The following is a 25,344-nucleotide window of genomic DNA, read 5'->3' on the forward strand; positions in this document are numbered from 1 at the left end:
TAATGGAGTATCAGAATATCCTGTTAATCAAAATGAGTTCGTTGGGTGATATCCTGCATACGCTGCCATTTGCGGCAGCGTTGCGCAAGCGTTATCCCAAGGCGAAAATCACCTGGCTGGTACATCCGCAGTTTGCGGGCTTTGTACCGGACCCGCCGGTGATTGACGAGGTGCTTTATTTTGATAAGGTAAAATTTAATAAGCTGGGCTTCAGTGATAAGCTGAAATATTTTTGCGAAATGCGCTCTTTGCTGCACAGCAAGCATTTTGACCTGGTGATAGATATGCAGGGCCTTTTCAAAAGTGCGATAATGGCTGCAATCAGCGGCTGTGATAACCGCATCGGCTACTGCGAGATGCGTGAGGGCAGCGGCTTTATCAGCAAGGCAATTGGTGGCAGTCATAGTAAGGACCATGTTATTGAGCGCTATCTTGACGTGGCACGTTATCTTGGTGCTAAGGTAGATTCGTTGGATGATGTGGAATTCCCAATGCCGGATTTGAGCAAGGAAACCGCTTCGGTGCAGCATAAGCTGCAGGAGGCAGGCTGGAAGGGCGGCGATTACGTTGTTATTGTCCCCGGTGCGCGCTGGTGGACGAAGGAATGGCCCGTAGAGCATTATATCGAGCTGGCGAAAAAGCTGACGGCTGACGGTACTGCTGTAGTGCTGGCAGGCGGACCTGATGATGCTGTCAAGGGGCAGAAGATTGCCGAAGGCACAGCGAGCTCACTGGTTATCGATTTGACGGGACAGACAAGCCTGCGTGAGCTGGCAGCGCTGATTAAGGGCTGCAGCTTCTACATCAGTGCGGATACCGGACCGCTGCATTTTGCGGCGGCTTTGAAAAAGCCTCTTGTGGCAATGTACGGCCCGACGAAGGCTGACCGCACAGGCCCGTATGGCAGCAAAAATTCCATGGTACTGCTTTCACCGGCTAAGTGTGCAGGCTGCTTGAAGAAAAAATGTGATAACTGGCATTGTATGCATGATATAACGCCGGAAATGGTTTATAAAATTTATCAGGAAAAGGTGGCAAAGGGCTGATGGCACAAGCTGTAGAATTAAATGGCAAAAAAATATTGGTAACATTTTTGATGCATCTGGGAGACCTGACGCTGACTACGCCTTTCATCCATGCGCTGCGTAAGGCAGCACCGGATGCGCATATTACTTTTCTGGCAGATGAGAAGCTGAAGGATGTAGTACTGCATAATCCGTATCTGGATGAGGTTATCACGATTGACAAGAAGGGCAAGGACAACAGCCTGCTGGCGCTGATGGCCTGCGCCCGTCGTCTGAGCAAGATGGATTTTGATGTGCTGATTAACCTGCATCCGAATGAGCGTTGCAGCTTTATTGACGCTTTCACCAAAGTGAAATTGCGTTGTGGTACAACACACACTTTGTTCAAACCGCTTTGGGATGTGTTTACACCGCTCAACCGCAAAATTCATGCGGCTGATATGTATCTTGATGTGCTGACGCAGCTTGGCGTACAAAAGCTGGAGCATAACGGTCTGGAAATTTTTCCGAGCGAGGAATATCAGCAGCATGCAGAGGAATTCTGGCGTGAGCACGGCGTGTTCGCTACCGATAAGCTGGTAGGCTTTAATATCGGCAGTGCTGTTGTTACCAAGCGCTGGGCGCCGGAGCGCTTTGCCAAGGTAGCAGATATTCTTGCGGAAAAGGGCTATAAGCCTGTATTCTTCGGCGGTACGATGGACGAAGAAATGGTGCAGGAGGCAGTCAGCTTTATGAAGACGACACCTGTGGTAGCAACCGGCAGCTTCCGTATTGGCGAGCTGGCGGCGGCAATGCGTCGCTGCAGCCTGATTATCACCAACGACAGCGGCCCGATGCACGTAGCAATCAGCCAGAAGGTGCCTATCGTAGCGATGTATGGCCCGTCCAGCCCGAAGCTGTACGGTCCTTATACCAAGGATGCAACTATTGTGACAGCGTTGCCGCCCTGCCCGGGCTGTGCAGGTGGCATGAAGCATAAGTGTGATGATATGCAATGCATGACACGTCTGACGGTAGAGCAGGTTGTGCAGGCTGCTGAGCAGATGCTGCAGCAAAAGGAGAAATAATATTGAGTAAGCAAAGCATTATTACCGGAGAGGTTTTATTGCTGTGTGAAAGAGTGGAGATGGCGCAGTTTATGCACGCTTATCTCCGGCATTTATTTAAGCAGGGTATCAGCTTGCCTAACATGCAGATTGTAAATTATCAGAGTATCGATAAGTTAGACTTGCTGACTAAACGCCTTATACAGCTGGAAGGCAGAGAAATAGTGCAAAAAGCAGTATTCTTTGCCGACGCGGCTGATGAGCGCGAACGCCGAATGCAGAAATTTTTTGCGGTGCGTGACAATACTTTCTTTAAAGGAGTGGAGTATTGCACGCACTTTTTCTTTCCCGGCAAAAAAGCTACTAAACGTTGGCAAAAGGGTTATCTTGAGGATATGCTGCTGCAGTCGCTGCGGCGGGAAAGCTCGGAGTGCAGTGATTATTATAATCTGTATAATATGAGCGCGGAGTATCTGCAGTCAGTAAATTGCTGCCGCGGGCGTGAGAACAGATTAGTGAATTATAGCAGGCATTTACTGTACACATATCTGGCAGGAACAGACAGGTATGTGGGCATGCGCTTGGGCGAGGCTGCCCTGGCAGGAGCCTTTGATTTGGAGCATCCGTGCTATGCAAGTCTTAAGGAATGCTTGCAAGGCTTAAACTAGAGCAGCAGAATGCGAGGTTATCAAAATCACTTAATTGATTTATTATATCGTGCTAAAGTGTTAGCTTTACAGGCCATCGTCCTTTCTGAATTTTGGAAAAGCAAATAAATATGTTATAATTAACAAACAAACTAAAAAAGGGGGAGCAACATTTATGTTCGGAGAAATCATTGGAGCAATCAGCAATTTTATGTATAGTTATTTGCTGATAATCATGCTCATCGGTGTAGGCCTGTACTACACTCTGCGTACTCGTCTGGTGCAGGCGCGTATGTTTAAGGAAACTATTCGTGTTATTTTGGAGAAGCCTGTTGAATCCGGTGCGGTATCATCCTTCCAGGCTTTGATGGTATCTACTGCGTCCCGTGTAGGTACCGGTAATATTATCGGCATTTCCACAGCTATCTGCCTCGGCGGTTATGGTGCTGTGTTCTGGATGTGGGTTATTGCTGTTGTCGGCGGCGCTTCTGCTTTTATTGAAAGCACCCTGGCACAGATTTACAAGAAACGTGGTCCGCACGGCAGCTACGGTGGCCCCGCATATTACATCGAAGCTGCTTTGGGCAGCCGCGGTCTGGCAGTGCTTTTTGCTGTGGCTTTGATTGTAACCTATGGTTGTGGCTTTAATATGCTGTGCTCCTACAATCTGCAATCCACCTTTGCTGCTCTGAGCTTCTATAATCCGGATACAACTCCCTGGATTATCGGTGCTGTAGAGGCTGTGCTCGTAGGCTATTGCCTGCTGGGCGGTGGCAAGCGCGTTATCAAAGCAACCTCTACTCTGGTTCCTTTGATGGGCGTTATCTACATTTCTGTAGCATTTATCCTTACTATTATGCATATCAACCTGGTTCCTGGCGTTGTAGGCAGAATTTTTGCTGAAGCATTTGACTTCACTGCAATTTTCGGCGGCTTTGCCGGCAGCTGCATGATGTTCGGTATCAAGCGCGGTTTGTACAGCAACGAAGCAGGTGTTGGTTCTGCGCCGAACGCTGCTGCTGCTGCTGACGTTTCTCACCCGGTTAAGCAAGGCCTGGTACAGATGCTGTCTGTATTTATTGATACTCTGCTGATCTGCACAGCTACCGCTTTCATGTGCCTGAGCTCCGGCATCGAGCCGACTAAAGAGCTTGCCGGTGCGCCCTATGTACAGGCAGCTTTGGCAGCAAGCATGGGCGATTATGCTAAGCTGTTTATCACTGTATCCATGGTACTGTTTGCCTTCACTACGCTGCTGGGCAACCTGTATTATGTAGATAATGCTTTTGCTTATGTTCTGAAGCATGTTCCGGGCAAAACCTTTACCCTGTGCTACCGCATTCTGGCTTGCGTACTGATTTTCATCGGTGCCGGCTCCAGCATGGGCACCATGTGGGATCTGGCAGATGTTACCATGGGCTTCATGGCAATTATCAACTTGCCGGTTATCTGCATTCTGGGCGGTCCTGCTCTGCGTGCTCTGGATGATTACACCGAGCAGCGCAATGCCGGTAAGAATCCTGAGTTTAAGGCCAGCAAAATCGGTCTGACTCAAAAGCTGGACTACTGGCAGGATTAATATTTGTTTATTGGAGCTGTTACGAGATTTCGTAGTAGCTCTTTTTTGCTTGTAAAGTTAATTTGGATATAGGATTAGCTTCTCCTTAGGGAGATGTGGACGTCGGTATATAACAAAACTTCGGTGAAAACAACATCGCGATGTCATTTTCACCGTAAAATAGTGATAAAAGCTTTGCTTGCTAATTATCATAGTGAATGATAAAATCATAAGTAAGAAGAATTTTTAGGAGGGCATGATGGGCAGATTTGTAAATCCTGATAATAGTGCGTTTCAGGTAGCAGTTGCTTCAGAAATATATATAGATAAAACTGGTATGCTGGCTTATACTAATAAAGTGCTGGGTACGAAGCAGGCTCTTATCTGCAACAGTCGTCCGCGGCGTTTTGGTAAATCAACCACTGCAGATATGCTGACAGCATATTATAGTAGAGGGGCTGATTCTAAGAAGTTGTTTGCTGGTTATGAGATTAGCAATGACAAAAATTTTTCTAAATACTTGAATAAATATGATGTGATTCATCTTGATATTCAGTGGTGTATGATGGACGCTGGTTCAGCAGAGAATATAGTTAGTTATATAAACAAAAATGTCATTGGTGAATTGAAAAAATTATATCCGGAGATAGAGTTTGCGGATGTTCAGCATCTTTATGGTGCGCTTTCCAAAATAAATGCTGCCTTAAAGCAGAAATTTATTATTATTATTGATGAATGGGATGTTTTGGTGCGTGATGAAGCCACAAATACTGCTGTTCAGGAAGAATATATTAATTTTTTGCGAGGCTTGTTCAAAGGAGCAGAACCGGAAAAATATCTTGCATTAGCTTATCTTACAGGTATTTTGCCGATTAAGAAAATTAAAACACAGTCCGCATTAAATAACTTTGAAGAATTTACTATGCTTGCACCTGGCGGTTTAGCTTCCTATTTTGGCTTTACGGAAGCAGAAGTACAGGGATTGTGCGCTAAATACAATGTTGATTTTACAGAAGTAAAGCGTTGGTATGATGGTTATTTTTTAGGCAATGAGCATATCTATAATCCTAAAGCGGTTGTCAGCGTGATGCTGCGCAAGGAATTTCAAAGTTATTGGTCACAGACAGGAACTTATGCAATGATAGTTCCATTGATTAATATGGACTTTGATGGCTTAAAGGCTGCTATAATAGAGATGCTGTCAGGAGATATTGTTAGCGTCAATGCTAAAACTTTCCAAAATGATATGGTTAACTTTACAGATCGTGATGATGTGCTGACGGTTTTGATTCATCTTGGCTATCTTGCTTATAACCAGAAGCTCAAGGTGGCGTTTATTCCTAACGAAGAAATTCGCGAGGAGTTTTTGGCAGCAGTAAAGCGAAAAAAGTGGAATGAGTTAGTTGATTTTCAACGTGCTTCAAAAGCTCTTTTAAATGCTACGTTGGATATGGATGCAGAAGCAGTTGCAAAATATGTTGAGAAAATTCACCAGGAATATGCGTCTGTTATTCAATATAACGATGAAAACTCTCTTAGCAGTGTTCTGGCGATAGCTTATCTGAGTGCTATGGAGTATTATTTTAATCCAATTAGAGAGCTGCCAACTGGTAGAGGGTTTGCTGACTTTGTGTTTTTACCGAAAGCAGAGTATGCTGAAGGCTATCCTGCGCTATTGGTAGAGCTTAAATGGAATCAATCTGCTGAAGCTGAGCTTGCACAGATAAAAGAGAAGAAATATCCTGAGTCACTTGTGCAGTACACAGGAAATATTTTGTTGGTAGGCATTAATTACGATAAGAAGAACAAAAAACATCAATGTTTGATTGAAGAGATGAAAAAATGATTTTCGCTGCGGCTTATGCCGCAGCTTTTTTCTTGCAAAAGTAAACTTTAGCTATACTGTTTTTACCATATCACTTATCGTATACTATTTTCACAAGGTTCTTTGAAAACTAAATAGCACAAAACATATTTAGTGAACTACTATTTTTGCCCTAGCCTGCTTGTTATAATGAATGCAAGAAGTAAGACAAATACTGAGTTGTTGGTAGAAGTTTTATATGTATGAGATAAGAGAGGGTGCAAAACATGAACTTAAAAAAGGCATTTCAATATCAAAAACAGATTGGCAAACTTATGACTGATATTGTTGGTGATGACTTGGAGATTATAAAAACACCTGTTAACACTAAAACAACAGCAGCTGCTAATCCCAATAAGTTTCTAGTGAATAAGGAAGTTTATAAACGTAGCGAATTAAACTACCTTTTTCCTACGGAGCAGCAAATCTATAAGGATGAAGTAAAGGTATTAAAATCATATAATACCAAAGGTTATGCATTGCCAAAACTGATTGCTGTTTATAATTATTTGGCAGATTGCCGCAGACTTTTGGCGGAAGCGATTGCTAAAACTAAGCTTAGTTTAAAGATTGGTGCTAATGCTTACAGTTATGATGCAGCAGTTATTTATGCTAATGATTTGCGTAAGACGCTTACATTATACGATTGTATTGCAAATATGGGCGAAACGGAAAAGGACGAGGTTCAAAAGCTTGCCTTTAGCCGTAATAATGAGAAGCTGATAGCAGAATATACAGTAACGCATGTTAAAACGCCTATACTTGAAGCGGTACAGGCTGCTAAAACTGAATATGACCGTCTTTTAGAGCTGACGAGTGAGTTGAGTGATGCGATTGAAGCAGCTGCGCTCACAAGCAGGATAGATAACAAGGCTGTACCTGCTTTCCCTGTTACTGCTGATCTTGATTATATTTACACACATCTGGAGAAGCTGCAAAATAAATAAACTTGTTTATACGTAGGCGTAATTTGTTTATGTCTGCAAGCAATTAAATATTGATAGTAAAGCTAACTGCAAACAGCTTTTGATTTATAGATTGCAACCATATTTCTTCCTAAATTATGGGAAACAAAGAAATTTTGGCTATATTAAGCTGTCTTGGCGGAGAGGTTAAGATACCTATGCTATGATTATTGGTCGTTAAAAGTGCAGAGCTAGGATAAAAATCGCAACTTGCTTGATGATATAATAAATATGCTGGATGCATATTATTATACTGCCAAACACCAAGCGACTAAACACGATAATCGTTATTCGTAGTTACGTTAAGCGTAAATAGCTAATCTTTGGTTTACATGATATACAGAGGCTGTTTTGCAGAGGACTTTATTATAACTGCTGGACGTGGGATGGGCAAGTCATCCTGCGTCTGGCTTTTGTTATTTTGCGGATTGCGTTTTGTTTACCGAAAATAAGCAAACATTATACACGTTACATCGCGCCATTTTTGCCACAGCTGTTGCGCTAAAATGAAGCTATAAAAATTTATTGCAGAAAATAGCTCAAGGAGGTCGCGCAATGCTGATTAAAGGTTTAGGACGTGTAGAAGGAACGGTAGAAGATTTACAACCTGTAACATTGAAGCAACTTATTCCGCTAGATTTGCTTGATTCGTTTATAGGGATTTATTGGCACGTAGGCAAGGGTAAGTTTATCATTTATAAAGCTCCATTGCTTGATGAAAAGTATGCTGTGGTGGAGAGGGGGCAGGATTATGATGAGCAGAGCAATACAGATGATTTGCAGATAGATTATAATGTCTTTCACATGGATATTTGGTATGAAGATGTATTAAAAAAATATCCTGAGTTTACAGGTTACGAGTTTGACTATCTTTCGCGTGGCAGAATACTTTACGAAGTGCAGCAGAAGAAGTTTGTGATTTATGGCTCTAAGAGGTTGTTAAATTCTGCAAAGGTAGTGGAATTTTTGGCGCGGGAGTTTATGCTGCCAAAAGGCGGATTTTTGGTTAATGATAAGATTTATAAGGATAAAGATGATGTGAGAAGTGTGGGAGATGGGGAGTGTGGGATTTATTCTTGAGAAAAGAGTACCTCCGCAAAATATAGAAGCAGAGCAGGCTGTATTGGGTGCAATGCTTATTGACTTGGAGCAGGATGCAGACATTGTTACTTTTCTTTATCGGGAGGATTATTATAAACCAGATACGGAGAACAAGCATACAGAGCTGATTATCGCCAAGCATCGTAATGGACCTGTTGATACGGTTAATTTGTTTTTCGATAAGAAGTGTACTAAATTTGTAGGATTTAGTAAAAGAGATGAAGCTTGTTAAATTAATAAAAGTGGAATGGTGGCAGGAGTTCCAGTTGATTGCGGAGAATATGTAAGTATCTTAGTTGTGATTGGAGGTTTTGAAGATGGCAAGAGCGATTTCTAAAGATTTTTTAGATGATTTGTTAACTGGTGAGTTGAAACCATTGTTAGATATGGTGCATATTGATGATACTTTGGATTTAGAGTTGCGTGGGAAATGCATCAATATTTATTATCGTGGTGGCAGCCTTTTTAGAATTACAGAAAAGGTGAGCAGAACGTATGAAATTTTTTTTGATTTAAATTATTGCGATACAGAGGCTTGGAGAAATACTGGGATTATAGTAATTTGTAACCCTACAATACAGCAAGCTGTCAAGGATATTCCGTATTATAAACAAGCGATGGACATGTGGCTTCATAAGAATCCTAAGTACGAAAGGGAATGTCAGCAGTTATTAGTGAGAGAAAACAATAACCAAGGAGATATTTCCAAATCAACAGACTATTATATACTTGATATTGAATATACAGATGATAGCGATAGAAGTAAATCACGTTTTGACATTGTGGCATTAAAATGGGAATCAAAGTCTTGGATTCGTAAAGATAATAGGAAATGTTCTGTTGTGCTGATGGAAATGAAATATGGAGACAAGGCTTTGGATGGGACTGCTGGTATAGAAAAACATCTTGAAGATTTTAAGAATTTTTTTGCCAAACCGTTAAGTGAGCGTCAAGCGATATATACGGACTGGGAAGAAGTATTTAAGCAAAAATGTAAGTTAGGTTTGGTTGATGGGCTTCAAGAGAAGCAATATGATGTAAAAATAAAATTCAATGAGCCGGAAAATGAGTCGGAAAATAAGCCTGAAGTAGCTTTGATTTTTGCGAACCATGACCCTGATAAAACGAAACTGGGAGATGTGTTATCTAAAATAGATTGTAATAATTACACGTTTAACATTTTGATTGCTAATGCGTCTAATGTCGGATATGGATTGTATGTTGATAAAATGCGTGATATTACCGAATATCAGGCATAAATAAAAGCAAGTATGAACTTCATTCGCTGCGGCTTAGTGCCGCAGCTTTTTTCTTGCAAAAGTAAACTTTAGCTATACTGTTTTTACCATATCACTTATCGTATACTATTTTCACAAGGTTCTTTGAAAACTAAATAGCACAAAACATATTTAGTGAACTACTATTTTTGCCCTAGCCTGCTTGTTATAATGAATGCAAGAAGCATAAATAAACTGTTCACGTGCAGGCGTGAGGGAGAGGGAGTGCAGAAGTTTCAGTTGATGGTGGAGAATATGTAAGTATCTTAGTTGTGATTGGAGGTTTTAAAGATGGCTAATCAAGATGCAGTTAAAATTTTGAAAGAAAATCTAGGAGTAAAATTGAGGGCTTTCCCTAGAGATATTACGATAGCTTATGATGATTCAGAGCATATTTTAACTATGACTCTTTTGCCTAAAGCTGTTGGATTAGGTAAAGGAGATGCTGTAAATATGCAAGATAATGCAGCAGCATTTGAAGCATGGTGCTTTATTATAAAAGCTTATACCAATATTAAGAACTTAAAAATTATGCTAGATATAGATGGCGTAGTTAATGATAGATATGTTGGTGGAATACCATCGAATGGGCATTTAGGCAGATTTTTGTATCGTATTTTAAAATTTAAAGAGCAATATGGCAAATGGTTTTTCTTATCTGATGAATTAGAAGCTATGAGAAAAAATTTTGCTGATTTTTTAAGTAGTGGTAAATTTGTCAATAATGAACCTTCAAAAGAAGCAGAAGATGATGAAGATGTGTTGGGTACAGAGGGCTATGTTGAAAAACGTTTTTGTGATGATGATAGTCTTGGAAAGTTGATATTAGATTTTTCAGATAAAAATGTTGTTATGAACAGACAACTGCCTGTAGGGTTGTTTAAAGATAAAAAGTCTGATGCAACTGCTGTTTTTACTGGTAAAAAGTCTGCAATAGATTTTTGGGTATTAGATGGAAATGAATTTAATATCTATGAGTTGAAGGCTAAAAACAAAATGGTGGGGATTTTGACAGAAATATTTTTCTACAGCAATTATATGCGCGATGTGTATTGGCATAATAGCTTGGAAACAAAACAAAATGTAACGATTCGTAGTCCTAAAAAGACAGATAGAAGCTACAATAAGCTATGTGATGGAATTAAAAATATTACAAAGATAACAGGCTGGATTTTAGCTGATGAGTTTCATCCTCTTATTACAGATGCTACAGATGCTGTGATAAATATTATGAACGATAATGGAATAGAAAGTGAATTACAGTATAATAAAAAGCAATATGATTTAAAGATTGATATAAACGTTCATAAATAAGAATAGCCACTCGCCCCGCGCTCGGGGCGTTTTCTTTACCCAAAAACAAGCATCAGCTATACCATTTTTGCCATATCACTTATCGTATACTATTCTCACAAAGTGTTTTGAAAACAGCATAGTTGATGCAACTACTAAAATGTTTTTTGTTAGGAAGGATGGAGCTAAAATGCAAAAGATAAATTTTCATAAAAATGATAATACAGAACAAAAATGTGAGCCTGATTATATCACAGCGCATGAATATTCTATGTTTAACAGAAGAATGCTTGAACATGATAAAAGATGTGGATGTTTTCATTGTCTTAAAGTTTTTGACACTAAAGAGTTAGAATAGGTTGATTTTGGCTTAACTGCACTGTGTCCATATTGTGGCATAGATGCTGTTATAGGCGAGAGTGCAGGCTATCCATTGACAGAAGAATTTTTGCAGAAGATGAGAGATTATTGGTTTAGCTGCTAAGATACAATGATAGTTTGAGATAAATAATAGGGAGCAATAAGATGTCTACTAACATAGAATTTCTTCATGCCGACCAGATTGGCGGCTGCGTTACTTTAATTAGCACAGACACAACGAAGATTTGCATTGATTTTGGCGAGAATCTGCCGGGCAGCAAGCATAAAGAAGAGCTGGAGGTCGAAGGCTTGACTTCTGGCGAGGTGCAATACGATGCGGTATTCTTCACGCATTATCATGGCGACCACATCGGGCGGTTCGATAAAATACTGCCTGGGATTCCTCTGTACATGAGTCAGATGTGCCGCTATGCGCTGCTCAATATTTACCACGCTTTGGCGAAGCACGATGCGCAGTACAAGAAGCAGATTGAGATTTTGGAAGACAAAACGCGTAATCATGTGCTTTGGCCCCAGCAGGCTGTGCAGGTTGGCGATATTAAAGTCACGCCTTACACCATCGATCATTCGGCAGAGGCGGCGATGATGTTTCTGATTGAAACGCCGGATAAGCGTATTTTGCATATGGGCGATTTCCGCACGCATGGCTTTATGGGCGAGAAGCTTAAAAAGCTGCTGCTGCATTATGTCTTGGGCTTGGAGCTGCGTTCTAAGCCTGTAGATATTCTGATTACCGAAGGCACAAATATGACGCGCGAGGAGGGCGAGCTGCTGACGGAAGATGAACTTCTTACGCAGGCTTGTGCGTTGATGCGAGAGCATAAGCTGGTCTTTTGCATCTGTTCGTCGACGAATTTTATCCGCCTGCGCAATTTTTATCGTGCTGCACGGGATGCGCATAAAATTGTGCTGGCAAGCAGATATATGCTGGAGCAGGTGAAGAGCTATTATCAATATAAGCAGGATTTGTATGCTTATCTGAATAATTGCCAACAGGACAGTCATGTCAGATTGCCGGGAATGTACAGCCTGCTGCTAGACAAGGAAGTGTTAGAGGATAAACTGGCCTACAAGTTGCAGGAAAAAAAGCTGCGTGAACGTGGCGCACTGATTTTTCTGAGCGGAACGCAGGCTGCGGAGAAGCTGCAAAAGCTGGCGACGCAATATAGCGACCTGCAGCCACTCGTGATTTATTCCCAATGGTCAGGCTATATTAAGGACAAAGGTGCAGAGTATTATAATGCGGAGCTGGCTGAGGCCTGTGCTGCTTGCAATACAGTGCAGCTGCATACGAGCGGGCACGCGTCAAAAGAGGTAGTGGAGGAGATTATCAGGTTTGTGAATCCACGCGAGTATGTGGCGATAATTCATTCAGAGCAGGCGGAAATCAGGTACAGACAGTATTGATTTTCTTAGCAGTTGCGTATATTATGAAAAGCAGAGTAGTGTGTTATTATCTACGCAGAGCGTTTCACTGGAAGTGAGGTTGATAGCATGGCAGAGCAGAACGCAAAATATCTTAACAAATGCCGCTTATTGCGCGTGTTTGAATATATGCAGAATACGGATGAGCAGCATCCGCTGAACATTACGCAGATTATTACGAAGCTGCTGGAGGACGGTGTGTGCGATCATGAGCCGGACCGCAAGTCGATTATGCGCGATTTGCAGACTATTGAGGCGTGTGGTTACAAGCTGGAAGCCTGTGAAAACCATAACGATGGCAAGTATCTAAATTATGAGAATAAGCCGTTCGGGTGTGACCAGCTCAAGATGTTGGCAGACGCAGTTGCTTCAGCCCGCTTTTTGACAGCGGAGGATGCGAAAAAGCTCGTGAATAAGATTTTTCAGTTGGGTACACCTTCTGACAGAGAGTTCCTGAAGGAGGTTGTTATTTGTGACGAAAGCTTGAATGTGGCTCTAAGTAAGACGAAGTATAACTTTGATAAGATTATGGAGGCGATTAGGGATAAAAAGCAGATTAGCTTCCAATATAACTATAAGTTTGTGCCCAATCCCCAGCAGAAGGATTTGAGCCATGAGGGAATGGAATATTTTGTGAGTCCGTATTATTTCGTGCCAATGAATGATGATTATTATGTCATTGGCTGCACGGGGGAATACAAAAATTTCAGTCACTACCGCCTGTCGCGTATGGTAAATGTGCGGGTGCAGGGAAAAGCAGCGAATAAGCTGACGGATAGCACGGATTACAAAATGCTTAAGGATTCTTGCAAAAATATCTGCGATTATCTGCGCGAGCATATTAATATGCGTTATGGTACGACGCAGCGAGTTAGTCTGCATTGCAAGCAGAAATGTCGCCTTGATATTCTGGCAAGGTTTGGTAATAGGATTAATATGTACGACTGCCCGGATGATAAGGCTTATTTTTCTACGAGCGTTGAAGTGCAGTCTGACGCGGGCTTTTTTGGCTGGGTGGCAGGTTTTGCCGGCGATGTAATTATCGCTGGCCCAGACAGCGTACGCGAGTCGTATAGGGAATATTTGCAAAAGCAGCTTGAGCTGTATAACAGCTAAGCTAAATAATTTTATCAATAAAGCATCGTTTGTACTGCGTTTTTGCAGTGCAGGCGGTGCTTTTTTGCTGTGGATAATTTGCGCTTTTACAAGCTTATAGCAATCACGTGTAGTGCTCCTATATGTTGCAGGCATTATTTCAGAAAATTTTTCTTTGCTACTAGCAGTATTTTCAGAATTAATGTAGAATAGATACGTAATAAAGCAATTTTTTGGTCAAGGTTGTTTTATGTCCTTTGCGAAGGAGGGAAAGACGATGATTTATAATTATTATCCTGGCTGTACGCTGTCAACGAAGGCGAAGCAGCTGGATATGGCAGCACGACGCTGTGCTGAGGTGCTGGGCTTTCCGCTGGTGGAGCTGCCAGAATGGCAGTGCTGCGGCGCGGTTTACCCGATGGCGCCTGATGCTATTGCCGAACGCCTGAGTGCGGTGCGTGCGCTTGTGGCGGCGCGTGAAAACGGCGGCGTTCTGGTGACGCTGTGCAGTGCGTGCCACCATGTCATCAAACGTGTGAACCACGATATGGCAACGAATGCGGAGATTCGCCAAAAGGTGAATAATTATCTGCAATTGGAGGAGCCTTATGCCGGTGAAACACGGGTTTTGCATTACCTGGAGGTTTTGCGTGATGAAATCGGTTGGGAAAAGCTGGCGCAGCTGGTGAGCCATCCTTTGAAGGAACGCAGGGTTGGCGCTTATTATGGCTGTTTGCTGCTTAGACCGGGAGCGGTTTTGGCCCTCGATGACGTAGAGGGTCCAACTGTTATGGAAGGCTTTATTAAAGCGTTGGGTGCAGAGCCGGTTATCTACAGCATGCGCAATGAATGCTGCGGCGGTTATCTGGCGCTGAAGGATAAGGCGCAATGCGAAAAGCTCGTCAGCGAAATTAAAAATAATGCTGCAAGCTGTGGTGCGCAGGAGCTGGTTACGGCCTGCCCGCTGTGTACATATAACCTGACGGCTAATGGTGCCGCAGGCAGCCTGCCGACGCGTTACTTTACGGAGCTTCTTGCTGAAGCACTTGGTGTTGCGGAGAGCGAAGGAGGTGCGGAATAATGGCTGTTGATGAAAAGCAATTGACAGAAGCTATTTTGCGCCTTGCTGCTACCGACGTGCGTCGCTGCATGCAATGCGGCCACTGCAGTGCGAACTGCGAAGCTGCGTCTAAAATGGACCTTTTGCCTCACCGCGTAGTGTGGGACTTAAACAGTGGTCATGCGTCCGAGCTGCTGGAGGCTGACGCACCGTGGCAATGTCTGTCATGCATGGCGTGCGAGGAGCGCTGCCCGCGCGGCGTGAGCCCGGCGCGCGTTATGGAGGCGCTGCGCCTGCTGCAGATTCGTCAGCAGGGCAACAACAAGCTGCCTGCCGAAAGCGTAGAGCATTATCCAAGCGATATGCCGCAGCAGCTTTTGGTGGCAGCCTTTAGAAAATACAATAAATAGGGGGAAGCTACGTGCAAAAGATTGGTGTTTTTGTTTGTTGGTGTGGCAGCAACATCGCCGGCACGGTAGATGTTGCCCAGGTGGTAGAGGCAGTGCGCCAGATTCCGGACGTTGCTTATGCCATCGATTATAAATATATGTGCTCCGAGCAAGGCCAGGAGCTGATTCGCAAGGCTGTTGCTGATTATAAGCTGGACAGAATTGTTGTCTGTAGCTGCTCGCCGCGTATGCACGAGGCAACCTTCCGCAAATGTGCGGAGGGCGTTGGCATCAATCCCTACATGGTGGAGATTGCCAACATCCGTGAGCAATGCTCCTGGGTGCTGAAGGATAAGGCCGAAGCGACAGCGAAGGCGATTAAATTAGCCAAGGCGGCAATTGCCAAGGTGCGCTTTAATGGAGCGCTGAAGCCCGGCGAAAGCCAGGTAGTGAAGCGCGCACTGGTTATCGGCGGCGGTATTGCCGGTATTCAGACGGCGCTGGATATTGCGGAAGCAGGATATAGGGTAGATATTGTGGAGAAGGAGCCGACAATCGGCGGCCGTATGGCGCAGCTCGACAAAACCTTCCCGACACTCGACTGCTCTGCCTGCATCCTGACACCGAAGATGGTGGATGCGGCAAATCATGAAAATATTACGCTCTATACCTATAGCGAGGTAGAAAGCGTAAGCGGCTTTGTGGGTAATTTTGATGTGACCATCCGCAAAAAAGCACGCAGTGTGAAGGCTGATATGTGCAGCGGCTGCGGTATCTGTACCGAAAAATGTCCGTCACGCAAAACTCCGAGTGAATTCGATATGGGATTGAAGAATCGCGGTGCAATTTATATTCCCTTTGCGCAGGCGATTCCCAAGGTGCCTGTTATCGACCGTGAGGCCTGCATCAAGTTTAAGACCGGTAAATGCGGTATTTGCTCCAAGCTCTGTCCGGCAGGAGCCATTGATTACACGCAGCAGGACGAGCTGATTACGGAAAAATACGGCGCGATTGTACTGGCAACAGGCTTTAAAACGATTCCTCTCGACAAGTTCGGTGAATATGGCTACGGTGCCAGCAAGGACGTTATCACCTCGCTGGAGCTGGAGCGTCTGACGAACGCGGCAGGACCGACCGAAGGTCATCTCGTTTGTCCGTCTACCGGTAAGGAGCCGAAGAAGGTTATCATCGTTTCCTGCGTAGGCTCGCGTGATGTGAGCGGCCGCGGCAAGAGCTATTGCAGTAAAATCTGCTGCATGTATAATGCCAAGCATGCGATGTATATTCGTGAAAAATATCCTGATGTGGATGTAACTGTATTTTATATAGATGTACGTACTCCTGGCAAGGGCTTTGACGAGTTCCAACGCCGTGCGGTGGAGGAATACGGCGTGCATTATGTACGTGGTCAGGTGGGCAAGGTTGTTGTCGACGGCGATGGCAAGCTGACGGTTTTCGCCAGTGATTTGAACAGCGGCCGTAAGCTGATGTTGAATCCTGATTTAGTAGTGCTGGCAACGGCTGTGCAGCCTTCTCCTGATGCACGTAAGCTGGCAACGATGCTGACTGCCAGCATTGACAACGATGACTTTTACGTAGAGGCGCACCCGAAGCTGCGTCCGGTTGAAAGTCCGACAGCAGGCATTTTCCTCAGCGGCATGTGCCAGGGACCGAAGGATATTCCGGAAACTGTTTCGCAGGCCGGTGCGGCGGCTGTTAAGGTTGTCGGCCTGCTGGCGAAGGATAAGCTGTTGACGAACCCCTGTACTGCGCAGTGCGATACAAGCATTTGCAGTGGTTGCTTGGCTTGCACGCATGTCTGCCCCTACGGCGCAATTACCGGCGAGAGCAAGCAGGTTATTACTAAGTTGGGCGTGCGCGAAACACGCACCGTTGCGGTGGTAAACAATGCGCTGTGCCAGGGCTGCGGTGCCTGCACGGTAGCCTGCCCCTGCGGTGCTATGGATTTGCAGGGCTTTACTAATCAACAAATTCTGGCAGAGGTGGATGCATTATGCTAGAGAAGAAAAATTTTGAACCGAAAATCGTTGCCTTCTGCTGCAACTGGTGCAGCTATGCCGGTGCTGACGGCGCCGGAACGGCCCGCAAGCATTATCCTGCTAATATCAAAATCATCAAGGTTCCCTGCTCCTGCAGAGTGAATCCGCTCTTTATCCTGCGCGCGTTTCAGCGTGGTGCGGACGGTGTCATCATGTGCGGCTGTCATCCCGGTGACTGCCATTATTCGACAGGCAACTATTATGCGCGTCGTCGTATGACGCTGCTGCTCAGTATGCTGGATTATCTGGGCGTGGCCGGTGAACGCTTCCGTGTAGAGTGGGTAAGTGCGGCTGAAGGCGCACGCTTTGCACAGGTGATGAACGATTTTGCCGAGCATATTGCGGCATTGGGTGAGAATGTAAAGTTGAGGGATTTGCGATGCAAAAAATAGAAAAGCTGCTGCAGAAGCGTGCAGCCGAACTGTTGGCAGAGGGCACAGTAGAGTGTGTGCTGGCTTGGCAGGCAGGCGAATTCTTTTACGATAACGCACCTGCTGCTGTAAGCAGCGCGGACGAATGCGACAAGCTGGTTTATAACGAGTTCTGCCCTGCCAATCTCTGCAAATATTTAATCGAAACAAGCCATGCAGGCAAGAAGACGGCTGTTTTCTTAAAGCCTTGCGATACATACGGAGTAAACCAGCTGCTGAAGGATAACCGCATTAAGCGTGAGCTTGTTTACGCCATCGGCACACCCTGCAGCGGTATGCTGGATATCAACAAGATTAAGGCTGCCGGTGCTAAGGGTATCATCAGCGTGAGCGTAGATGGTGAAGAGGTTGTTGTCAACACTGCTTATGGTGAAAAGCGTCTGGCGAAGGCTGACGTGCTGCTGAACAAATGCCTGATGTGCAAGGGTGCTGCTTATAAAATTGCGGACGAGGAGCTGGCTGAGCCGTTGCCTGTACCGCAGTTTACCGGTGATAAATTCGCTAAGGTCAAGGAGATTGAAGCGATGAGCGCTGAGGAGCGTTTTGCCTTCTGGCAAAGCGAGCTTTCCAAGTGCATCCGCTGCAATGCCTGCCGTGATATCTGCCCGGCGTGCAGTTGTGAGCAGTGCATTTTTGATAAGCCCGATACTCCGGTAGCAGGAAAGGCGTATGCCGACGAGGTTGAGGAGCAGATGTATCATATTATCCGCGCTTTCCACGTTGCCGGTCGCTGCACCGGTTGCGGCGAATGTGCGCGTGTTTGTCCGCAGGGAATTCATCTGGAGCTGCTGAACATGAAATTTATGAAGGATATCAACAGCTTCTTCGGTCAGTATCAGGCCGGAGCGGACAGCGAAACGCCTGCACCTCAGGTAAGCTTTAAGCAGAATGATCCTGAGGCCAACAGTGCGGTAGAAGGGAGGGAGCAGCATGTATAAGATAGCAAAGGATAAGCTGCCAAAGTTATATGACGCCCTGCAAAATATCGGTATACTGCTGCTGCCCTGCAAGAATAAGAGCGGTCATGCGGACTTCGCACCGTATCGCGAGGATGCGGAGATTGCGCTGGATGCATCGCTGACAAACCGCAGCGCGAAGGATGTTTTCTTCCCGCAGGTAGAAAATCTGCTGACCTTTAAGACGAGCGGCAAGGAGCTGGCGTTGGAGCAGAATGTTCCGCCTGCCGGCGTGACGATTGTCATGGGTGTGCGTGCCTGCGATGCGCGCAGCTTTAAGATTTTAGATAAGGTGTTTTTGAAAGCACCTGTTGATACATATTACAAGACAAGACGCGAGCAATGCGTGCTTATCGGCTTAGGCTGCAGTGCTCCCGAAGAAACCTGCTTCTGCCATGCCTTTGGCATTGACGCAGGCGCTCCGGAGACGGATGTGCAGACCTGGCTGGTGGGTGAGGAGCTTTGCTGGCAGGCTGTAACAGCTAAGGGCGAGGAGCTGACAGCGAAGCTTGTCGATGGCGGTGTGCTGGTTGAGGCAGCTGCGGATGCTGCGGCAGCGGTCAGCGAGCAGCAGGAGCAGACGCAAAAGATTTTGAGCGTGCTGCCCTTGCATGATTTTAAAGTAAATGACGAGCTGACGAAGGATGAGCTGAAGGCTTTCCACAGTAAAATATGGGAGCAGATGGCCGCAGGCTGCCTGTCCTGCTGCACCTGCACCTATGTGTGCCCGACCTGTCATTGCTACGATATCCGCGATTATCAGGAGACAGAGGAGCGCACGCAGCGTTATCGCTGCTGGGACAGCTGCATGGCGAAGGATTTTACGCTGATGGCGCATGGCAGCCCGCGTAAGACGAAGGTGGAGCGTTTCCGCCAGCGTTATATGCATAAGCTGGTGTATTTCCCGGAGAACAACGAGGGTGAATATGCTTGCGTCGGCTGCGGACGCTGCCTGCAGAAGTGTCCGGTGCAGCTGAATATTGTCAAGGTAGCCAAGGCCTTGGAAAAAGCGGAGGTGAAGCAGGATGTGTAATTGTCAGGATACCTTGATTCCGCAGATTGGCGTGGTGACGGATATCGGTACGGAAACAGCCGATGTAAAGACCTTTCGCGTGGAGAAAATCGGCGGCGGTAAGCTGTTTGAGCATCTGCCGGGACAATGCGCTATTCTTTCCGTTCCCGGTAAGGGTGAGGCGATTTTTTCCATTACCTCCTCTCCTACGAACGAAAAATATATGGAGTTCAGCATTAAACGCTGCGGCTCAATTACGAACTTTTTGCATTTTGATATTGAACCGGGCCAGCAGATTGCTGTGCGCGGACCTTACGGTAATCATTTCCCTGTTGAGGATAAATTGAAAGGCAAGGATTTGCTCTTTATCGCCGGCGGTATCGGTTTGGCGCCGCTGCGCAGTGTAATCAATTATATGCTGGATAAGCGTGAGGATTACGGCAGCATTGATGTTGTTTACGGCGCACGCAGCAAGGAAGATTTTGTGCGTTACGATGAGCTGACGAATGTGTGGCCGGCGCAAAAGGATACGCGCGTGCATCTGACGATTGACCGTGCGCAGGAGGGCTGGACGGGCAATGTCGGCTTTGTGCCGAACTTCCTGAAGGACCTGAAGTTTACGCCGGATAAGACGGTGCTGCTGTGCGGTCCGCCGATTATGATTAAGCTGTGTCTGGCGGCGTTGATTGAGATGGGCTTTGAGAAGAATCAGGTTTATACGACGCTGGAGCTGCGCATGAAGTGCGGTGTGGGCAAGTGTGGTCGCTGCAATATTGGCAAGAAGTATGTGTGCAAGGACGGGCCGGTGTTTACTTGCGATGAGCTGGACGAGATGCCGGACGAGTATTGATTATTCGCATACTAAAATTGCTATGCATGCCCCCTTTAGTCGCTAGCGCGACAGTTCCCCCGAGGGGGAACCAAGAATGTGCTAATGAAGTTTAACGAAAAAGCTATTAGTCTTGCCTGCCCCTTGGGGAAGGTGCCGAGCGTAGCGAGGCGGAAGGGGGCGTTACCATAAATATATCGTTTCTATCAGAAGCAATCCACGATATATTAATGGCTCATAACAAAACTGTTTCGTTTATAGCGGATTTTAGCTTTGTAATTCTGAAATACATTTTTTGGAGAAGAAAATATAAGGAGCAAAAATATGGAAGAAATGGTAACTGTTTACCTGCTGGGCAAAAAGTACAGTGTCCCGGCAACCCTGACCATTATGGATGCCATGGAATATGCAGGCTTTAAGCTGGTGCGCGGCTGCGGCTGCCGCAGCGGCTTTTGCGGAGCCTGCGCAGTAATTTATCGTCTGAAGGGCAGCACTGAGCTGAAGGTTGTGCTTTCCTGCCAGACGAAGGTTGAGGAAGGTATGTGCGTTGGCAAGATTGATTCCTTCCCAATTAACAAGCGCACCTTTAATATCGAAGAGATTAAGGCAAGCGATAATATTGTCGGTCAGCTGTATCCGGAAATTTTCAGCTGCATAGGCTGCAATGCCTGCACCAAGGGCTGCCCGCAGGGGCTGAATGTTATGCAGTATATTGCTTACGCTCAGCGCGGCGAATACGAGAAAGCAGCACATGCTTCCTTCGACTGCGTTGGCTGCAATATCTGCGCATCCCGTTGCCCGGCGCAAATCAGCCACAGCGCTGTCGGCCTGCTGTGCCGTCGCCTGACGGGCAAATATATTGCGCCGAAGTGCGAGCATCTGGCCAAGCGTGTTGCCGAAATTGAAAACGGCGATTATGTAACGCTGCTGGAAAAGCTGAAAAAGATGCCTTTGGACGAAATCAAAGACCTGTATAACAAGCGTGAGATTGAAAAATAAGGAGGTGCGGCAAGGTGAGTGCATTTACTGAAGATATGTTAAAATCTATGGCTAAGGTTGAAGCTACCCGTGCCCAACGTCTGCACGCTTCTATCGAACGCTTTACGGCAGAGGAAAAGGACGAGCTGCTGAAGGAGTTCCATCCGGACTACAGCTCCAAGGGCTTCAAGGTGCTGGAGGTTGGTCCCAACAAGGGACAGAAGGTGCCGGTAGAATTGGCACTGCTGTTGGAGGGCAAAAGCCGCCTGCAGGATGTAGAGCTTGATTTGGAAAAAGTGGACTATGACGTTGATGTGCTGGTTATCGGTGGCGGCGGCGCCGGTGCTTCCGCTGCGTTGGAAGCACATAACGGCGGTGCTAACGTCCTCGTAGTTACAAAGCTGCGCATGGGCGATGCCAACACGATGATGGCCGAGGGCGGTATTCAGGCTGCGGATAAGGGCAACGATTCCCCGGCGCAGCATTATCTGGATGCCTTTGGCGGCGGTCACTACAAAAATATTCCTGAGCTTTTGGAAGAGCTGGTAAGCAACGGACCTTTGGCGATTGACTGGCTGAGCAAGCTGGGCGTTATGTTCGATAAGGAGCAGGACGGCACTATGGTGACGACGCATGGCGGTGGCACGAGCCGTAAGCGTATGCATGCCTGCGCCGATTACACAGGTGCGGAGATCATGCGCGTGCTGCGAGACGAGGTGCAGAACTGTGGTATTCCGGTGCTGGAGTTTTCGCCCGCAGTCGAGCTGCTGCTCGACGAGGAGGGCAAAACTGCCGGTGCGGTGCTGTGGGATTTTGATGCGCAGGAGTACAAGGTTGTACGTGCAAAATGCGTAATTATGGCAACCGGTGGTGCAGGACGCCTGCATTATCAGGGCTTCCCGACCTCCAACCATTACGGTGCTACTGCCGACGGCCTTGTTATGGCATACCGTGCCGGTGCGCCGCTGATTTATGCGGACGCAATTCAATATCATCCGACCGGTGTTGCTTATCCGGCGCAGATTTATGGCGCGCTGGTTACCGAAAAGGTGCGCTCGATTGGTGCGCAGCTCGTTAACAGCGAGGGCGAAATTTTTATGCATCCGCTGGAAACTCGTGATGTGGCGGCTGCATCTATCATCCGCGAGTGTACTGCCCGCGGCAAGGGCGTGAAGGCTCTCGATGGCGTGGCGCTGTGGCTCGATACGCCGCTGATTGAAATGCTGCATGGCGAAGGCACGATTGCCAAACGCATTCCGGGTATGCTGCGCATGTATGCTAAGTTCGGCATTGACCTGCGCAAGGAGCCGATTTTGATTTATCCGACGTTGCATTACCAAAATGGCGGTATCCTGATTGACAAGGATGCGGAAACCAAGCTGCCGGGACTGTTTGTTGCCGGTGAAGCTGTTGGTGGCATTCATGGTACCAACCGTCTGATGGGCAATAGCCTGCTGGATATTATCGTCTTTGGCCGTATTGCCGGTACGAAGGCTGCCGAAGCGGCGAAGTCTGTTAAGCTGGGCAAGCTGAGCCTGGAGCATGTACGTCGCTACGCTGAGGAAGAAAAGGCTGCCGGCGTGCAGGGCGAGCTGTCGCCGAAGCTGCTGCCGGTTTATACTCATGGCAGAGATGTAAGGTAAAAACAAGATATAAATAAAAAACATACAACGGCAAACTTCACAGCTTGTTCGTTGTATGTTTTTGTTTTATATGCTAAAATATGTTTTAAGACAACCGTGTTGCAGGGTGGCATTGCCGAAATTCTTCGGAATGGAGGTGATGTCTATGGTATATTTCAGTTTTCAGGACTTAATGTCTTTTGGATTTTTTATCGTAGCATTGCTGACGTTCATTTTTCAGAACAGAAAGTAATCTCGGACATAGAAAAACCGCCCCAAAACTTTGCAGGTTTGGCGGGGCGGCTTTCTAGCTAAACACCAACAAGCAACCCACCTTGTGGGCGGTTGTCTTCTTTATTTATAATATAACATGAAGCAGAGTTTTTTTCAAGGAATTACTTGTGAACTTTTGGTTGCGCGGCGTATCATGATATGGTGCGCCGATTTTTTGTATATGATATAATGAGAAGAGGATAGGAGGATAGGTTGTGAATAGTATAGATTGGAATAATATAGTTATACGAGAAGATTGTCCTGTAAGATTTGAAGTTTTGCCGCGAGAAGCAGGTTGGGCTGATGTTAAGTGCTGCATAAATGCTATAGAATTTACGTCATATGTTGCTACAATTTGGCATACTAGTATTCCGACTGGTTTATTAGAAGCAGCTTATTTTTTCTTTGACTATGATAACCAGCATGAAAAATTTTTTATTGAAACAGAAGAATATTAAGGTCCATTTATCGATAATGATGGCAATGAATGGGCTAGCGTCCCTGAAAAAGTTAGCTTTATGTGGGACGAAGAGCCTGGAACTTATGAATGGAATATAAATTTTGATTTGCATTATTTTAATAAGCCTGATGCTATGCTGAATATTAATGTTAAAAGATCTAGTGATAGTGAAAACAAGGCGTATAAGACTAAAATTTGGTTAAGCGATTTTGCGTATGCTGTAGCGAAATGTTTTACGGAGTGTTTGAAGAAATATGGAATAAATACCTATCATTTTTATACTTGGACTGATGATATAAATATACGGCAACTGTTAGTTGTTAAAGCATTTGCTTTAGGCTTATTATCTAAGGGTGATGAAGTGCTTAATTTGAATTTTGAGGATGAGCTTAAGCTTTTGCAGATGGATATGTAACGTATTGAGGGAGCGTTTTATGGCTAACAAGATAAACATACCTGAATCTGAAGAGTATATCTTAATAGATGAGGATCGTATACCGATATATACCGGAGAACACGATGAACATTCTTATGTGTGGTACGGAATATCTGATGGTAATAGTGGTGAAGTCAATTTTAAGGTTCATATTTCTATAGATGAAGATGATTCAGCCTTTTTGCTAGAGGATATTTTTGTACGTTACTTTGATGCAAAATATAATCAAGACATTTATATGCCTGCTGATGAATTTGAGCATTGGGGTGATAATTTTTATCCGTTAAGTGTAGTTAAGCAGATATTACAAGAGCTGGAAGAGCTTGTGATGTTGTTGGAAGGTAATCCTCATAGTTCACGAATACATGAGATTATTGATTTGAATCGTGCCATTAAGGCTTATCGTAATATCAGCTTACGAATATGCTTTGATGATACAATACCTCTTGAAGAAAAATTAATATATATGCTTCCTAAAAAAGTCGTGCTTATAGATTTTTATAGTCGTTTTATTCATTATGTAAGAAAAATGATAGATGAAAATCAGAATGCGGAATTTTTTATAGTATCGGGACCTTGAAAAAACATAAACAAAAGAGATGTAAGGTAAAAATAGAAGATAAATAAAAAACATACAACGGCAAACTTCACAGTTTGTTCGTTGTATGTTTTTTGTTTTATATGTTAAAATATGTTTTAAGACAACCGTTTACGGGGTGGCATTGCCGAAATTCTCTAAGAGAATCGAGGTGATGTCTATGAGGAACTATGATTTCAAAGACCTGATGGCTTTTGGCATGTTCATTCTGGCATTGCTGACTTTTATCTTTCAGTACAGCAGATAGTCTAGACATAGAAAAACCGCCTCTGTAATTTGCAGCTACAAGGCGGTTTTTCAAACCAAATTCAAACGGCAACCCACCTTGTGGGCGGTTGTCTTCTTACTCATAATATAACATAAAGCGGAGATTTTTTCAAGGAATCACTTGTGAACTTTTGGGGGATGGCGTATCATGATATGGTGCGCCGATTTTTGTTAATCTAGTTTTTTATGAAGCTGGTATTTTTTTGGACTTACAAAGTAATTTTTCATTTGTAACTGATTATGGTGAATTTATTCATAAATCTTGAATTGTTTTCATGAAAAATATATAATATATT

25 protein-coding genes are annotated in these 25,344 nt (G+C 45.0%); all 25 read left to right on the forward strand.

All coding sequences use genetic code 11. The features are described from left to right. The first annotated feature begins 2 nt into the window (after window positions 1–2). The 25 genes from waaC (at window position 3) to Q0612_RS07635 (ending at window position 24,763) form a co-directional block, all read left to right on the forward strand. Window positions 3–1,046: a lipopolysaccharide heptosyltransferase I gene (gene waaC, locus Q0612_RS07515; RefSeq protein WP_298882853.1), complete on the forward strand. Its 1,044-nt coding sequence runs from the start codon at window positions 3–5 to the stop codon at window positions 1,044–1,046. Continuing rightward, window positions 1,046–2,092, forward strand: a complete 1,047-nt coding sequence (locus Q0612_RS07520) for a glycosyltransferase family 9 protein (RefSeq protein WP_021719467.1) — start codon at window positions 1,046–1,048, stop codon at window positions 2,090–2,092. The genes waaC and Q0612_RS07520 overlap by 1 nt, the downstream gene beginning before the upstream one ends. A gap of 2 nt (window positions 2,093–2,094) precedes the next feature. Next, complete coding sequence (locus Q0612_RS07525) at window positions 2,095–2,739, forward strand: hypothetical protein (RefSeq protein WP_293827744.1); 645 nt, start codon at window positions 2,095–2,097, stop codon at window positions 2,737–2,739. A 154-nt stretch (window positions 2,740–2,893) separates the two neighbouring features. Next, window positions 2,894–4,297 (forward strand): sodium:alanine symporter family protein, encoded by a 1,404-nt coding sequence (locus tag Q0612_RS07530; protein ID WP_293827747.1) that lies wholly within the window; start codon window positions 2,894–2,896, stop codon window positions 4,295–4,297. Window positions 4,298–4,535: 238 nt separating this feature from the next. Beyond that, a complete protein-coding gene (locus Q0612_RS07535) occupies window positions 4,536–6,122 on the forward strand; it encodes an AAA family ATPase (RefSeq protein ID WP_298882861.1) in 1,587 nt (528 codons plus the stop codon). Between the two features lie 245 nt (window positions 6,123–6,367). Next, a complete protein-coding gene (locus Q0612_RS07540; RefSeq protein ID WP_277250000.1) occupies window positions 6,368–7,087 on the forward strand; it encodes a hypothetical protein in 720 nt (239 codons plus the stop codon). 573 nt (window positions 7,088–7,660) lie between these two features. Next, window positions 7,661–8,185 carry a hypothetical protein gene (locus Q0612_RS07545; RefSeq protein WP_298882867.1) on the forward strand — a complete coding sequence of 175 codons (525 nt, stop codon included), beginning with the start codon at window positions 7,661–7,663 and terminating at the stop codon, window positions 8,183–8,185. After that, entirely contained in the window at window positions 8,160–8,438 is a 279-nt protein-coding gene (locus Q0612_RS07550; protein WP_366517715.1) for a DnaB-like helicase C-terminal domain-containing protein, read from the forward strand. The genes Q0612_RS07545 and Q0612_RS07550 overlap by 26 nt, the downstream gene beginning before the upstream one ends. Before the next feature lie 85 nt (window positions 8,439–8,523). Then, complete coding sequence (locus Q0612_RS07555) at window positions 8,524–9,465, forward strand: hypothetical protein (protein ID WP_298882870.1); 942 nt, start codon at window positions 8,524–8,526, stop codon at window positions 9,463–9,465. Between the two features lie 309 nt (window positions 9,466–9,774). Next, window positions 9,775–10,797 (forward strand): hypothetical protein, encoded by a 1,023-nt coding sequence (locus Q0612_RS07560; protein ID WP_298882873.1) that lies wholly within the window; start codon window positions 9,775–9,777, stop codon window positions 10,795–10,797. Between the two features lie 169 nt (window positions 10,798–10,966). Next, entirely contained in the window at window positions 10,967–11,134 is a 168-nt protein-coding gene (locus Q0612_RS07565) for a hypothetical protein (protein ID WP_298882876.1), read from the forward strand. A 167-nt stretch (window positions 11,135–11,301) separates the two neighbouring features. Then, entirely contained in the window at window positions 11,302–12,564 is a 1,263-nt protein-coding gene (locus Q0612_RS07570; RefSeq protein WP_298882879.1) for an MBL fold metallo-hydrolase, read from the forward strand. A gap of 87 nt (window positions 12,565–12,651) precedes the next feature. Beyond that, window positions 12,652–13,698, forward strand: a complete 1,047-nt coding sequence (locus tag Q0612_RS07575; RefSeq protein ID WP_298882881.1) for a YafY family protein — start codon at window positions 12,652–12,654, stop codon at window positions 13,696–13,698. A gap of 256 nt (window positions 13,699–13,954) precedes the next feature. Further along, window positions 13,955–14,758 carry a CoB--CoM heterodisulfide reductase iron-sulfur subunit B family protein gene (locus tag Q0612_RS07580; protein WP_298882883.1) on the forward strand — a complete coding sequence of 268 codons (804 nt, stop codon included), beginning with the start codon at window positions 13,955–13,957 and terminating at the stop codon, window positions 14,756–14,758. Then, window positions 14,758–15,147, forward strand: a complete 390-nt coding sequence (locus tag Q0612_RS07585) for a 4Fe-4S dicluster domain-containing protein (protein ID WP_298882885.1) — start codon at window positions 14,758–14,760, stop codon at window positions 15,145–15,147. The genes Q0612_RS07580 and Q0612_RS07585 overlap by 1 nt, the downstream gene beginning before the upstream one ends. An 11-nt stretch (window positions 15,148–15,158) precedes the next feature. Beyond that, window positions 15,159–17,147 carry a CoB--CoM heterodisulfide reductase iron-sulfur subunit A family protein gene (locus tag Q0612_RS07590; protein ID WP_298882888.1) on the forward strand — a complete coding sequence of 663 codons (1,989 nt, stop codon included), beginning with the start codon at window positions 15,159–15,161 and terminating at the stop codon, window positions 17,145–17,147. Continuing rightward, a complete protein-coding gene (locus tag Q0612_RS07595; protein ID WP_345740549.1) occupies window positions 17,138–17,578 on the forward strand; it encodes a hydrogenase iron-sulfur subunit in 441 nt (146 codons plus the stop codon). The genes Q0612_RS07590 and Q0612_RS07595 overlap by 10 nt, the downstream gene beginning before the upstream one ends. Further along, complete coding sequence (locus Q0612_RS07600) at window positions 17,566–18,555, forward strand: 4Fe-4S dicluster domain-containing protein (protein WP_298882893.1); 990 nt, start codon at window positions 17,566–17,568, stop codon at window positions 18,553–18,555. The genes Q0612_RS07595 and Q0612_RS07600 overlap by 13 nt, the downstream gene beginning before the upstream one ends. Then, window positions 18,548–19,606, forward strand: coding sequence for a 4Fe-4S dicluster domain-containing protein (locus Q0612_RS07605; protein ID WP_298882896.1), 1,059 nt, complete (start codon window positions 18,548–18,550; stop codon window positions 19,604–19,606). The genes Q0612_RS07600 and Q0612_RS07605 overlap by 8 nt, the downstream gene beginning before the upstream one ends. Next, complete coding sequence (locus tag Q0612_RS07610) at window positions 19,599–20,435, forward strand: FAD/NAD(P)-binding protein (protein WP_298882899.1); 837 nt, start codon at window positions 19,599–19,601, stop codon at window positions 20,433–20,435. The genes Q0612_RS07605 and Q0612_RS07610 overlap by 8 nt, the downstream gene beginning before the upstream one ends. A gap of 303 nt (window positions 20,436–20,738) precedes the next feature. Further along, complete coding sequence (locus tag Q0612_RS07615) at window positions 20,739–21,413, forward strand: 4Fe-4S dicluster domain-containing protein (protein WP_298882902.1); 675 nt, start codon at window positions 20,739–20,741, stop codon at window positions 21,411–21,413. Between the two features lie 35 nt (window positions 21,414–21,448). Beyond that, window positions 21,449–23,035 (forward strand): FAD-dependent oxidoreductase, encoded by a 1,587-nt coding sequence (locus Q0612_RS07620; protein WP_367181710.1) that lies wholly within the window; start codon window positions 21,449–21,451, stop codon window positions 23,033–23,035. A 467-nt stretch (window positions 23,036–23,502) separates the two neighbouring features. Then, entirely contained in the window at window positions 23,503–23,745 is a 243-nt protein-coding gene (locus Q0612_RS07625) for a hypothetical protein (RefSeq protein ID WP_298882908.1), read from the forward strand. A 60-nt stretch (window positions 23,746–23,805) separates the two neighbouring features. After that, on the forward strand, window positions 23,806–24,162 hold the full coding sequence (locus tag Q0612_RS07630; protein ID WP_298882912.1) for a hypothetical protein: 357 nt from the start codon (window positions 23,806–23,808) through the stop codon (window positions 24,160–24,162). Window positions 24,163–24,181: 19 nt separating this feature from the next. Beyond that, complete coding sequence (locus Q0612_RS07635) at window positions 24,182–24,763, forward strand: hypothetical protein (protein ID WP_298882915.1); 582 nt, start codon at window positions 24,182–24,184, stop codon at window positions 24,761–24,763. Window positions 24,764–25,344 lie beyond the last annotated feature (581 nt).

Source organism: uncultured Phascolarctobacterium sp. (genome assembly GCF_937920985.1).
In the GTDB taxonomy this organism is placed as follows: domain Bacteria; phylum Bacillota; class Negativicutes; order Acidaminococcales; family Acidaminococcaceae; genus Phascolarctobacterium_A.

Coding starts and splice junctions, on each gene's coding strand:
- waaC (WP_298882853.1), top strand. CDS start 3: ATGGAGTATCAGAATATCCTGTTAATCAAAATGAGTTCGTTGGGTGAT.
- Q0612_RS07520 (WP_021719467.1), top strand. CDS start 1,046: ATGGCACAAGCTGTAGAATTAAATGGCAAAAAAATATTGGTAACATTT.
- Q0612_RS07530 (WP_293827747.1), top strand. CDS start 2,894: ATGTTCGGAGAAATCATTGGAGCAATCAGCAATTTTATGTATAGTTAT.
- Q0612_RS07535 (WP_298882861.1), top strand. CDS start 4,536: ATGGGCAGATTTGTAAATCCTGATAATAGTGCGTTTCAGGTAGCAGTT.
- Q0612_RS07540 (WP_277250000.1), top strand. CDS start 6,368: ATGAACTTAAAAAAGGCATTTCAATATCAAAAACAGATTGGCAAACTT.
- Q0612_RS07545 (WP_298882867.1), top strand. CDS start 7,661: ATGCTGATTAAAGGTTTAGGACGTGTAGAAGGAACGGTAGAAGATTTA.
- Q0612_RS07550 (WP_366517715.1), top strand. CDS start 8,160: ATGGGGAGTGTGGGATTTATTCTTGAGAAAAGAGTACCTCCGCAAAAT.
- Q0612_RS07555 (WP_298882870.1), top strand. CDS start 8,524: ATGGCAAGAGCGATTTCTAAAGATTTTTTAGATGATTTGTTAACTGGT.
- Q0612_RS07560 (WP_298882873.1), top strand. CDS start 9,775: ATGGCTAATCAAGATGCAGTTAAAATTTTGAAAGAAAATCTAGGAGTA.
- Q0612_RS07565 (WP_298882876.1), top strand. CDS start 10,967: ATGCAAAAGATAAATTTTCATAAAAATGATAATACAGAACAAAAATGT.
- Q0612_RS07570 (WP_298882879.1), top strand. CDS start 11,302: ATGTCTACTAACATAGAATTTCTTCATGCCGACCAGATTGGCGGCTGC.
- Q0612_RS07575 (WP_298882881.1), top strand. CDS start 12,652: ATGGCAGAGCAGAACGCAAAATATCTTAACAAATGCCGCTTATTGCGC.
- Q0612_RS07580 (WP_298882883.1), top strand. CDS start 13,955: ATGATTTATAATTATTATCCTGGCTGTACGCTGTCAACGAAGGCGAAG.
- Q0612_RS07585 (WP_298882885.1), top strand. CDS start 14,758: ATGGCTGTTGATGAAAAGCAATTGACAGAAGCTATTTTGCGCCTTGCT.
- Q0612_RS07600 (WP_298882893.1), top strand. CDS start 17,566: ATGCAAAAAATAGAAAAGCTGCTGCAGAAGCGTGCAGCCGAACTGTTG.
- Q0612_RS07605 (WP_298882896.1), top strand. CDS start 18,548: ATGTATAAGATAGCAAAGGATAAGCTGCCAAAGTTATATGACGCCCTG.
- Q0612_RS07610 (WP_298882899.1), top strand. CDS start 19,599: ATGTGTAATTGTCAGGATACCTTGATTCCGCAGATTGGCGTGGTGACG.
- Q0612_RS07615 (WP_298882902.1), top strand. CDS start 20,739: ATGGAAGAAATGGTAACTGTTTACCTGCTGGGCAAAAAGTACAGTGTC.
- Q0612_RS07620 (WP_367181710.1), top strand. CDS start 21,449: ATGTTAAAATCTATGGCTAAGGTTGAAGCTACCCGTGCCCAACGTCTG.
- Q0612_RS07630 (WP_298882912.1), top strand. CDS start 23,806: ATGTGGGACGAAGAGCCTGGAACTTATGAATGGAATATAAATTTTGAT.
- Q0612_RS07635 (WP_298882915.1), top strand. CDS start 24,182: ATGGCTAACAAGATAAACATACCTGAATCTGAAGAGTATATCTTAATA.